The 10,941-nt window shown below is 45.7% G+C and carries 10 protein-coding genes; 5 read left to right on the top strand and 5 right to left on the bottom strand.

What is annotated here, in order from left to right:
* Positions 1 to 95: 95 nt before the first annotated feature.
* Positions 96 to 1,811: a tetratricopeptide repeat-containing protein gene (locus SO_RS00285; protein ID WP_011070469.1), complete on the bottom strand. Its 1,716-nt coding sequence runs from the start codon at positions 1,809 to 1,811 to the stop codon at positions 96 to 98.
* 351 nt (positions 1,812 to 2,162) lie between these two features.
* On the opposite strand from SO_RS00285, the gene SO_RS00290 reads away from it, so the two are divergent.
* Positions 2,163 to 2,921 carry a substrate-binding periplasmic protein gene (locus SO_RS00290; RefSeq protein ID WP_011070470.1) on the top strand — a complete coding sequence of 253 codons (759 nt, stop codon included), beginning with the start codon at positions 2,163 to 2,165 and terminating at the stop codon, positions 2,919 to 2,921.
* Between the two features lie 111 nt (positions 2,922 to 3,032).
* On the opposite strand, the gene SO_RS00295 is transcribed toward SO_RS00290, so the two are convergent.
* The 4 genes from SO_RS00295 to SO_RS00310 are packed head-to-tail and all read right to left on the bottom strand — an operon-like array spanning position 3,033 to position 6,876.
* Positions 3,033 to 4,394: a TrkH family potassium uptake protein gene (locus SO_RS00295; protein WP_011070471.1), complete on the bottom strand. Its 1,362-nt coding sequence runs from the start codon at positions 4,392 to 4,394 to the stop codon at positions 3,033 to 3,035.
* Position 4,395: 1 nt separating this feature from the next.
* A complete protein-coding gene (locus SO_RS00300) occupies positions 4,396 to 5,094 on the bottom strand; it encodes a potassium channel family protein (protein ID WP_011070472.1) in 699 nt (232 codons plus the stop codon).
* A gap of 45 nt (positions 5,095 to 5,139) precedes the next feature.
* Positions 5,140 to 5,829, bottom strand: coding sequence for a response regulator transcription factor (locus tag SO_RS00305; protein ID WP_011070473.1), 690 nt, complete (start codon positions 5,827 to 5,829; stop codon positions 5,140 to 5,142).
* A complete protein-coding gene (locus SO_RS00310) occupies positions 5,830 to 6,876 on the bottom strand; it encodes a sensor histidine kinase (RefSeq protein ID WP_011070474.1) in 1,047 nt (348 codons plus the stop codon).
* A 264-nt stretch (positions 6,877 to 7,140) separates the two neighbouring features.
* Between SO_RS00310 and SO_RS00315 the strand changes: the two genes are divergently transcribed.
* The 4 genes from SO_RS00315 to mog all read left to right on the top strand — a co-directional run bounded on the left by SO_RS00315 (position 7,141) and on the right by mog (position 10,401).
* Entirely contained in the window at positions 7,141 to 7,605 is a 465-nt protein-coding gene (locus SO_RS00315; protein ID WP_011070475.1) for an NlpC/P60 family protein, read from the top strand.
* Positions 7,606 to 7,938: 333 nt separating this feature from the next.
* A complete protein-coding gene (locus SO_RS00320) occupies positions 7,939 to 8,325 on the top strand; it encodes a toxin-antitoxin system antidote (RefSeq protein ID WP_011070476.1) in 387 nt (128 codons plus the stop codon).
* Positions 8,322 to 9,629 (top strand): type II toxin-antitoxin system HipA family toxin, encoded by a 1,308-nt coding sequence (locus SO_RS00325; RefSeq protein WP_011070477.1) that lies wholly within the window; start codon positions 8,322 to 8,324, stop codon positions 9,627 to 9,629. Before SO_RS00320 ends, SO_RS00325 begins: the two co-directional genes overlap by 4 nt.
* A gap of 238 nt (positions 9,630 to 9,867) precedes the next feature.
* A complete protein-coding gene (gene mog / locus SO_RS00330) occupies positions 9,868 to 10,401 on the top strand; it encodes a molybdopterin adenylyltransferase (protein WP_011070478.1) in 534 nt (177 codons plus the stop codon).
* Positions 10,402 to 10,941: the final 540 nt, after the last annotated feature.

Raw genomic sequence — 10,941 nt, forward strand, 5'->3', positions numbered from 1 at the left:
TTTCTAATAAATCATCGACTATAGATTGCTTTATATAATTTTTAATGAATTAACATTACAAAACTGGACTCTAGTTTCCACACTCTTTAGCTGCTTTAGCCTTGCGGTAGAGTATCTAATAGTTCTTTAAACCACTCTTTATTCCTTACAAAATCCAAGTCCGTATCAGTGTTCAAATGGTTTTTATCAGGTAAGGTTTTTGCCTTATAGCAGGCAAAGAGTTCCTCTTTACAATTTAAGTCATCATGCAGTAAAGAGTATAGGCAAGCTAAGTTATAGTTTGGTTGATTGGCGACTGAGCGGGCTTGAATGAGCTTAGATTTTGACTCTTCAAATAACTCTGTTTTTTGTTGTAGCTTCGCTAAGTCTAAAAGGGCACCCCCCCAGTTGCTAATAGCTTCATGGTCGTCAGGCTTAATAGCCAAGGCTGCCTCATACTTTTCAATACTTTGCTCAAATAAGGCTGGTTCTTGTTTGAGCTGCGCTAAGTCTGAAAGTACATTTCCCCAGTTGAAAAGAGCATCATGCATGTCAGGCTTAATCGCTAACGCGGCCTGATACTTTTCAAGACTCTGCTCAAATAAGGCTGGCTCTTGTTTAAGCTGCGCTAAGTCTGAAAGGGCATTTCCCCAGTTGTTAAGGGCTTCATGCATGTCAGGCTTAATTGCCAAAGCGGCCTGATACTTTTCAAAACTTTGCTCAAATAACTTCGGCTGCTGCGCTTTTTTAGCTTGTTCTACTAATAGGTCCCCAAGTGCGATTTCTGCCCACGCAACGACCGCTTTTTCTTCTTCGTCCAGCTCTGTACCTTTGGCCAGAGCTATGAGCTCATTGTACTTACCTTTCATCAAGAGTAGTTCAAAGTTTGGTCTCGCTCTTTGCTCTCTCTCTTCTTGAGATTTTCTTAGCATACTTCGAGTTGAAGCCAGAATATCAAGTTCGTTGTGCTGTTGGGTTGGAAATTCAAGCACTGGTTCCAACTGATCCAATAAGTGGCCATATGGGTCGTCAAACGCTTTTGGAGGAAAACATTCTAATTCTTGGGCAAGTTCGATAAAAAATCGATCGGCATCTTCATGGTGCAAGTAGTGCGCAACATTGTTGGGAGCAATAAGATTCTCATTAACATGATGTGGAGCTTTCTCACTACGGCCAACCCAGAATAATCTTTTCTGATCGGTAAATTTATCTTTTAAAAGCGGGAAAAATGCATCTGCATTGCCGCTATAGCCAATGAAAATACTAGGGGATTGGTTCAGTGTGTTTGCAACAAACTGACTAAGCTTTTCCGCATGCCGTTTAGTTTCTTCCTCAGTATTAAGCTGAACAAAGCCATGACTTTGCCCATGTAGGTGAACAATCGAGGGATCGATAATCAGGCTCAATAAATCTAAGTTTGCCGAGGTAAAGTCGTAAATTGATGGGTAAAGACCGAGAAGGCCACAGCTTCTTGAAAGGATATTATCAAAGTTAAAGGTCAAGACTCTTTGGATATATCCCTTCTCCAACAGTAAGGCTTGTACAATATGAGCCCAGTTAATTCTTGCCTTTTGAATATAATCTTGTAGTAACTCTCGTCTGTCATCTTTTGTCAGCGCAGCCATGCAGCGACCATAATCATATCTATCTGTTGCTGAGAGCGCTTTTAGGTCGAGAGCATGCTTTTCGTTAATTTCATTCACCAGCTCAGAGGCCAGTGGAATGCCAGCGCTCTTTGAGCAACCCGCGCCGGTAAACAGAACAAAAGGTTTATTATCTCTCTTCGCTCGTCGCATATATTCGGCGAGGTCTTTAACGTCGTAGCTACTCATTAACCATCCATTAATTTTTAAGTTAATGTTTTATAAATATTTTGAAAATAAATATCAAGTCTAAACAACAATACGTAGGACAGCAGCCTTGTAAACTGAAGTGAAGATGATGGGCAACACTGGACGCCTAGCCTTAATCGCGCGTTAGTTAATCTCCAGCTATGGCTTGGTTAAGCATTAAACACGGAGGTTTGTATGCCGCGCTCTCGCACAACTCAGATAAGTCTTGAAGATATTCCCTTTTGCCTACTTGGCGCATGACACAGTTGCACTTCTGCGGGTATATGCTCTCAATGGCGCCAACTAGACTTAAGCTATACTGGTAATGCTGCTTTTTTATCTGAGGAGCGCATGGTGATTAAATTTTTGAAAAAAATGCTTATTTGTCTACTGGGAGCCGCCAGTCCGCTTGCGGCAGAGCCTCTGGTCATTGGTGCCGAAGATGACTGGGCTCCCTATTGCGCTCTGGATAAGCAGAGTGGACAACCTCTCGGCCTGGCTCCGGAGCTGGTCAAGGCGGTATTTGCTACCGAGAAACTCGAGATTGCTTTTCGTCCTCTTCCCTTCGCCCGTTGTATGCACGATGCGAAAAGCGGCAAAGTTGTGGGTTGTTTCAACGCGACCATTACCGAAGAAAATCGCAACCAGTACTATTGGCATAAAACCCCGATGTTTGAAGAGGATCTTGCCATCTTCGCTCTTGCTAGCGAGCCGAACCGAGATCTCCAACTCTCCTCGCTAGAGGGGAAGAGGGTTGGGATTACTCTGGGTTACACCTATCCCACCGATTTTATGGATAACACTAAGATCACCCGTTTTGAGGCTAAATCGGATGCTCAGATCCTCGAAATGCTGGTGCGTGGCCGAGTCGACTACATTCTGATGAATGGTATGCCGGGTTACCTGCAGATCCAGCAGAGGCAACTGACTGGCAAAGTGATCAAGGTAGGAAAGATCTCAACCGATGGCTTTTGGCTCGCCTTTTCCCGCACTCATCCACAGGGTGAAGCGATGTCCAAACAGTTCGAAGAAGGATTGCAGAAAATCAAAAACAACGGCACCTATGAACTATTAATACGAGATTTCGAGGCCAAACTCGGACTGCGTTGAGTTTTCGTCCTGCAACAGCAATATAAGACTCAGTTGGTCCGTCGCGTGCTAGGGCTACCGTCATCGGATGGTAGCCCATAAATACTGGCTCAAAATCACCTATCCACTTGTTTACCCAATCGCCAATTTAGTTTCTGCATAGCGCAATTTCTTGACCCTTGGGTTGGCAAGGAAGTAGGCCAGCATCAGTGGGCCTAGGCGCCCCATATACATCATAAAGATGATAATCCCTTGGCCTGCACCCGATAAATTGCTGGTTAATCCACGGGAGAGTCCCACTGTACCGAATGCCGATACAGCCTCGAAGGCGATATCCAAAATGGGTGCTTTTTCGGTGAGTACGAGGGCGAAAATCGCCAGCCATGTCACGCCTATAGAGATCATGGTGAGTGCTAATGCCTTACTGATTGTCTCTTTCGGGATTTCTCGTTTAAAGGCATAAGCGGCTTCATCACGACGTAAATAACTATAGGTGGCCAGAATTAACACCATAAAGGTCACCACTTTAATGCCGCTGGCGGTACTGAGGGAGCCTCCGCCGATAAACATGAGCACCAGTATTAACAGGGCTGAGCCATCTTCGAGTTTATCTATGGGCAGGGTATTAAAGCCTGCGGTGCGCGGGGTAACGGCTTGAAACCAAGAGGCCAGCCATTTGCCGAGTTCGCTTAAGGGCGCGAGGGTGTTGGGGTTGTTGTATTCAATCAAGTAAATGGCAATCAGGGCTACGGCGTTGATCAGTATGGTGCCGGTGATCATCATGCGGCTGTAGACGGTTAATTTTGACCAACGTTTATGGCGGCGAAGATCAATCCACACCGAAAACCCTAGGCCGCCGACGATAAATAATCCTGTGATGGTGAGGTTGACTACGGGGTCGGCCACATAGGGCATCAAGCTATCTGCGCTTAGGGCAAAACCCGCGTTATTAAAAGCGCTAATGGTATAAAAGAAGCCATGAAACAGGCTGGTTTGCCAACCTAGCTCGTCGCTCCAATGGACAGATAAAATCAACATCCCTACGGCTTCGACCAGCAGTGAAAACACCAAAACCGCTTTAGCCGTCGAGACTAAGGTGGAGGTGTCAGTTTGATTAAATGCCTCTTTTGCCACGGTTTGTTGCAAGAAACCGATTTTTCCGCCAAGGGCAATGAGGGTAACGATGGCAAAGGTCATTAATCCTAATCCACCGCATTGGATTAAGAGTGCGACAATCACTTGGCCAAAGGGGGTAAATACAGTGCCCGTATCGACTACCACCAATCCGGTAACCGTCACTGCAGAGGTAACGGTAAATAGGCTTTGCAGCCAGGAAATGGGGGTCTCTGTGGCGATAGGCAGTTTAAGCAAACAAGTGCCAACCAAGATCAGCAGAGCAAAGCTTGCACTTAAGATAAAGGGCGGCGCGCCAAAGAGTTTTTTACCGGCTTTCTGAGTTTGCTCAAGGGGGAGCGAAGGATGCCATTGAACCACGTTACACCAACCTTGGTGCGAGCAGTTTTAACTCGGCACGGCTACCGCAAAGGAATAAGGCATCCTCTGTGTATAGGATAAACTCGCTATCGATCTTGCTAAAGACTGTGAGTTCGCGTTTTACCATCAACGGCGCGACTTTGCCCTTTGGGTTGCGGACAACGTTGGTTTGTTCATTGCTGGCATTATCATGCAAGCTACCCAATAGTAGGCCTACTGTGGTTTGATTCAAATGCGCTTTAATATGGATTTCAACAATATAAAGCCCATTACCAATGGCGAGGAAGTTATTGACCATAGGATAGTTCAGTGACTGGGCAACGCGGATCCCCATATCCTCCTCGGGGTGAATAATGCGGGCAACGCCGAGTTTAGACAATATGGTGTGGTGCGCCTTATTGCTGGCTTTAACCCAAATGGTTTGCACGTCGAGATTTTTAAGTGCTAGCGTGCACAGGAGACTCGATTGCATATCTAGGCCGATAGCCACAATCACGACTTCGCTGCTGGCAAGATCGAGTTCCCGTAGCGCTGCTTCGTCGGCGCAGTCGCAAATTACGGCTTCAGTAAGAACTTCTACATATTTTTCAACAGCTTTATGGTCGCTGTCGACACCAGTGACCGTATGGCCTAAGTGGATCAGTTCGAGGCTCACAGCAACGCCAAAGCGGCCTAATCCGATGACAGTAAAATGTGCCATTTCATTTCCTTTTGTGGTTGAACTAGAGAGTGTTGGGGAGCTTGCCTAGGGAAGACCGAGATCGGTGAGTCGATACCCTAAGCCTGGCTCGGTTTTGATCAGTTGTTGTTCGTCACTGTCGTTGAGTTTTTTACGCAGTTGGCTGACTAAAATCCGCAGATAGTGGCCATCTTCTTGGTGAGTCTCCCCCCAGATACGCCGCAACAGTTCGCTCTGTTTTACCAGTTGCCCCGGATGGGACATTAAGTGTGCTAACAGGGCAAATTCCTTTTTGGTGAGGGCGATTTCCTGTTGGTTGAGCCAGCATTGGTGGCTGCTCTTTTGCAATTTAAGCGGGCCAAATTGCAACACATCCGCAGCAATTGAGGTATCAACAAGGTCGCGCATCAATACCTTAATGCGGACAATTAATTCCCTAATGCCAAAGGGTTTGCTGAGGTAATCGTTAGCGCCAGCCTCAAGTAGACGGATTTTTTCTTCCTCTTGATCGCGGGCGGTTAAAACCAACACAGGGGTTTTATCTTGCTGGCGCAGCATGTGAAGTAACTCAATGCCATCGCCGTCGGGCAAGCCGAGGTCGAGCACGATAAGGTGCGGCTGATGGCTACGATATTGCTTGAGTGCCGAACCAATGCTGGTGGCACTTAAGTATTCAAAGCCTTCTGCCTCGAGTGAGATGCGCATAAACGTGTGGATTTGGGGTTCGTCATCAACCACTAACACCTTGTAGGCCATTTATGCACTTTCCTTGGTTATCGGTAACGCAATACGGATCAAGCTGCCATGGGCAACTTTTTCGGCGCTGATCGTGCCGTTATGGGCGGTAATAATGCCTTTAGCGACCGGAAGGCCCAATCCTGCACCACCATCGGTGGTGGGATGTTGGCGATAGAATAGTTCGAAAATCGCCCCCGTTTGGGATGGCGCTATGCCTTTGCCCTGATCTTGAATGTCGATGCGCAGCATATGCTGGTGTCGATATAAGCTCACAGTGACGGGCTGTGTGGCGGGCGAGTAGTGCAGGGCGTTATCGAGCACATTAAAAATCGCCTGTTCAATCAAAGAACTGCAAATCATTAATGACGGTAGCTCTGGCTCGCTTTGGATTTGGATCCTCGGTTGCTCGGTTTGAAAGCGCGCTATGGTGCGCTGTAGCACCTCGCGGATATTGGCTTCATCTAGGCTAAATTTGAGTGCGCCATGTTGTAACTTATTAGCTTGTAAGAGGTTTTCGATATACTGGTGCAACCTATGGCTCTCGGCGGCCGCTGAGTCGATGAGTTCTTCAGTTTGCGCTGGGCTCAACTTAGGCTGATATTCCTTTAAGGTGGTTAAGGTGCCAATGATGGTTGCTAAGGGCGTGCGTAAATCGTGGGACACGGAGAGCAAAATACTGTTTCTCAGCTGCGCCTGTTCAAGCGCATCCTGCTGGCGGCGGTAATGCTTGGCCAGTTTACTGCTGGTAAGGGCGGCCAGTAAAAACACCGTTAAATTAACGATGTCTTCGACATTAAGCATCTGCAACGAATAGCGCGGCGCGGTAAATAAAAAGTTGAAACTGACGGCGCCAAACACCGCAACAAAGTAGGCGTAGTTGGCACTGCATTGCAGGGCCACTACGACCACAGCTAATTGCAGGATAAGCAGCACAGCAATGGCTGATCCTGAAAATACATCAATGAAATAGCTAGTTATCAGTACGACCACTAACAACATGGCGGTAAATAACGCCGGATGCGTACGCCAGTAATGGTTGATGGAAGCTGTATTGGCAAATGTCATAACGGCTAAGACGTTGCAAAAATTTGCCTCACTCTAGCAAAGGCATTTTTGGATAGCGCGTAAAAAATCCGTAAAATTTATCGGATATAGGCGATAAGGCCACCCGCAGGTGGCCTTCATCGAACCGTTTACTCTGCTTGTTATGCGCTATTTCAAACTCAGGTTGGGTGAGGAGATAGTCAAACCTTTGATATATAAAATTGACCTGATAAAAACGTCAAAGTAGGTTAATGTACAACTCAGCCTGTGGTGAGCATGACGTTTATGAAGAAATTATTAATCGTTATCTTAGCCTTAGGTCTTGGCGCCTGTGCTAGCGCGCCAGAACCTAAGCCTGTGGTAAAGCAAGTTGAACCTGTCTCTGTGTGGAATGATAGCAATATCGCTGATCTGCATTCCGAATGGCGCGGCGTGCCCTATCGCTTAGGGGGCGCTACTAAAAAAGGCATTGATTGCTCAGCCTTTGTTTCTGTGGCCTATCAAAAAATGTTGGGCATGACACTGCCGCGCACTGTTCAAGAACAACAGGCGCTTGGTAAACCTGTGGCGCGGGATAAGCTGCGTAAAGGTGATTTAGTATTTTTTAAAACCGGCTGGAGTACGCATCATGTGGGCATTTATGTGGGCGAAAATAATTTTCTCCATGTTTCCACGAGCCAAGGGGTGAAGATTTCGAGCCTGCTTAATAGCTATTGGGCATCTAAGTATTGGAATGCTAGGCGAATTTAAACCTTGTTCTATTTGCATCGGCGCTGCGAAGCTATATCCCGTGGGTAAAAATGTGCATTTCCCTCCTGACCTACACTAAATGCAGTTTAGCTCATTTTGGCTTTAGGTTTGAGCCGATATTGTTTCCTTTTTCTCGAGACAAATCTCACATTTACTTCACTGTAGTGTATGAAGTCTGTTTTAAACGGTAAAAATATCGCTAAAGCAGATGAAAACTTGAATTATACTGCTATAGTGTAATTATTGTTTGTTTTCATCATGAAAAGTCTGTGTTAGTGATAGTTATTGCTGTGCAATACCTATGATGAAACGTAAAACTTTGGGGTGGTACTTATGTCTGATATGAAAAACGTAGAAAGTGATACTCAAATAAATCAGATGCTTAATATGAGAAACCAGCTAGCTGGGCAGATGGCCGCGTTAGATCGTGAATTGCAAATACTGCTTCTTAAACAAAAGCGTGATGGATTTCAGCCGCTAACGCAACAGACAGTACAAGAGATGGTGGCCGAACATATGGGGCAGCTAAAAGTGAAGGAGCTAACCTTATTTGCCGATATTGCGCCAGCTACTTACTACAAAATTATGAGTAAGCTTGAGTCGGTAAAAATTGGCACCCTAAAGACACTGCTCAATACCATTGGGTTAGATTTATTTATTGGTAAGAAAGCACCGGATGTTAGTGTTCAAATTAGCGCTTCGAATGAGGCTAATTCATGAGAGCTAATCGAATTGGTTATGTCTACAGTAACAAGCGATTTGCTGGTGAACTGCTAGAGTTCAACACGCTAGAGGGGTATGAATACAGCTTCACCTATGCGGCCTCGTATATTGCCTCAGGTCTGCCGCAGATTGGCTATAAGCTGCCAATCACTCATGAGCCATACCGCCGAAACTATTTGCCGCCATTTTTTGCTAACCTGATGAGTGAAGGTTGGGTGAGGCGTCATCAAGCGAGAATTGCCAGATTAGATCAAGATGACAAGTTTGGCTTATTGCTGGGAAATGGTGCCGAGCTTATTGGACCCGTCAGTGTATTTACTGAGTATCGCGGTGATAATATCTCAGCGGCGATAGAAGTGATCGCTGTTCCGATGAAAAGCCTTAAAGGTTATCAAATTGATTTTCCCCGCTGTGAGTTTAACGAAGTGGCCATGGAATCATTAGGTGGCGTATCTATCTCAGGTGTTCAACCTAAAATGTTTCTGACCTATGCCGAAGGCAACCCCAAAACACTGACCAACGCCGTAGGCATGGGACCATACATAGTTAAACCTTCTCCCAACGACTTTCCAGAGTTGGCGGAGAACGAATTTATGGTGATGCAGTTGTGTAAGGCCGTTGGTTTCAATGTTGCTGAACATCACTTAGTTCCCTTTAGCTGCGGGCAACTGGCGTATGTGACTGCACGGTTTGATCTGGATAGAGAGACTGGCAGAAGGCATGAATTTATCGAAGATCTGGCATCTGCGCTAAACGTTGCACCGGGAAATAAGAGTAGCGATACATTGTCCTATGAAAAAGCGATTAAAGAAGCGTATCAATTGAGTGGTGGCCATGTGCAATTGCTCAAAGATGGCTTTCTGCAGGTCCTAATGGCCTATATCGTTGGCAACAATGATTTGCATTTGAAAAATATTTCTCTGAGCCGTGCCAGTGACAGTAACAGGGCCTCTGGGTACACTCCCATCTACGACATGGTCTCAGTTGCTCCCTACAGGCAATACGACAATTCGGGTGAGTTAAGTATTTGGTTACTTGAGTCAGAGGTGGAAAGAGGATTCAGTACATCATCATATGAGCATTATGGTTACTATACAGGCCATGATTTTATTACCTTTGCCGAAGCGATTGGGTTGGGTGAACGAGCAGGAAAAGTACTGATGAATGACCTTGGCAAAAAAGTGGCAAAAGCTCGGGATAAGGTTATTGCGAATGCCCCCGGTAGTGAGCAGCTTAAGCAAATAATCAGTGAGAGGATAACTGCCAGATTAAGCACTCTGACTCGGCCTGCGCTGCGATAATAACTTGCCTGCAATTGACTAAGCTGAAAGTGTTCGTTTTTCAATATTGCCCTTCGTGATCATAGCATTTCCGCCATACATAAAAATGCTACGTATTGCGCGAACTTCATCACGCTTTAGTCGCTCCATTGGCTGAGCATTTGTGCTATTTTAGCTGCGGCTTATAGTCGAAGGAGCATAGGTTTCTCCTCTGCTTATGGTCGATATGGTTTTATTTCAACATGATTGGGGATTTCCTATGAGTAAAGCAAAAATCGGTATTGTAACGGTGAGCGATCGTGCCAGCGCGGGGATTTATGAGGATATCTCTGGCAAGGCGATTATCGATACTCTCAATGACTACCTCACCAGCGAGTGGGAACCGATTTATCAAGTGATCCCCGATGAGCAGGATGTGATTGAAACCACCCTGATCAAGATGGCCGATGAGCAGGATTGCTGCTTAATTGTGACCACTGGCGGTACTGGCCCAGCAAAACGCGATGTCACCCCAGAGGCGACTGAGGCCGTGTGTGATCGTATGATGCCTGGTTTTGGTGAGCTGATGCGTGCTGAGTCGTTAAAGTTTGTACCGACGGCCATTTTATCTCGCCAAACGGCTGGTTTACGTGGTGATTCGCTGATTGTGAACCTACCTGGCAAACCTAAATCTATCCGCGAATGTTTAGATGCAGTATTCCCGGCGATTCCTTACTGTATCGACCTGATGGAAGGGCCATACCTTGAGTGCAACGAGGCGGTGATAAAGCCTTTCAGACCTAAGGCCAAGTAATCATTGAGATGTAAGGTTTAACTTGGTTGCTGTACGTCTAGGCCCTAGTTGCAACTGGGCTATGTAAGGAAGGACATAGCTCATGCTAAATCATCTACAGTGTGATAAGTCTTACTAGGTTCGCTTTGGTTAGACAGAGCGCCTTGATATGCGCAAAAATCTGCGCATTCAGTCAGATAATAGATTTTTCTTTTCAAAATAATCATTTATAGCATTGATTTAGTTTATTAAATTTAGGTTTTTCGACACTCGTTACCCCGAGTTCAGGTTAATTTACAAAGAACAGAGGTTAACTGGGTAACAAGTTTTTATCTTTTTACTGCTCTATGCCTTGAGGTGAAGGTGATAGGGAATGACATGCAAGCAAACGGATTGGCGATAAACTGACTGACAAATTTGAGGCTAATTTCATTAAGTCTGTGCTAATGGATCATTGCTCCCCATTGCGAATAGGCTTGGCAAACCAATCAAGGTGAGAAAGCAGGTCTTGGATATATCAAACACAGTTAGCGAGTCATATAAAAGCCCAAAATATAAACA

The sequence above is a fragment of the Shewanella oneidensis MR-1 genome, assembly GCF_000146165.2.
GTDB lineage: Bacteria > Pseudomonadota > Gammaproteobacteria > Enterobacterales > Shewanellaceae > Shewanella > Shewanella oneidensis.

Coding starts and splice junctions, on each gene's coding strand:
- SO_RS00285 (WP_011070469.1), bottom strand. CDS start 1,811: ATGAGTAGCTACGACGTTAAAGACCTCGCCGAATATATGCGACGAGCG.
- SO_RS00290 (WP_011070470.1), top strand. CDS start 2,163: ATGGTGATTAAATTTTTGAAAAAAATGCTTATTTGTCTACTGGGAGCC.
- SO_RS00300 (WP_011070472.1), bottom strand. CDS start 5,094: ATGGCACATTTTACTGTCATCGGATTAGGCCGCTTTGGCGTTGCTGTG.
- SO_RS00305 (WP_011070473.1), bottom strand. CDS start 5,829: ATGGCCTACAAGGTGTTAGTGGTTGATGACGAACCCCAAATCCACACG.
- SO_RS00310 (WP_011070474.1), bottom strand. CDS start 6,876: ATGACATTTGCCAATACAGCTTCCATCAACCATTACTGGCGTACGCAT.
- SO_RS00315 (WP_011070475.1), top strand. CDS start 7,141: ATGAAGAAATTATTAATCGTTATCTTAGCCTTAGGTCTTGGCGCCTGT.
- SO_RS00320 (WP_011070476.1), top strand. CDS start 7,939: ATGTCTGATATGAAAAACGTAGAAAGTGATACTCAAATAAATCAGATG.
- SO_RS00325 (WP_011070477.1), top strand. CDS start 8,322: ATGAGAGCTAATCGAATTGGTTATGTCTACAGTAACAAGCGATTTGCT.
- mog (WP_011070478.1), top strand. CDS start 9,868: ATGAGTAAAGCAAAAATCGGTATTGTAACGGTGAGCGATCGTGCCAGC.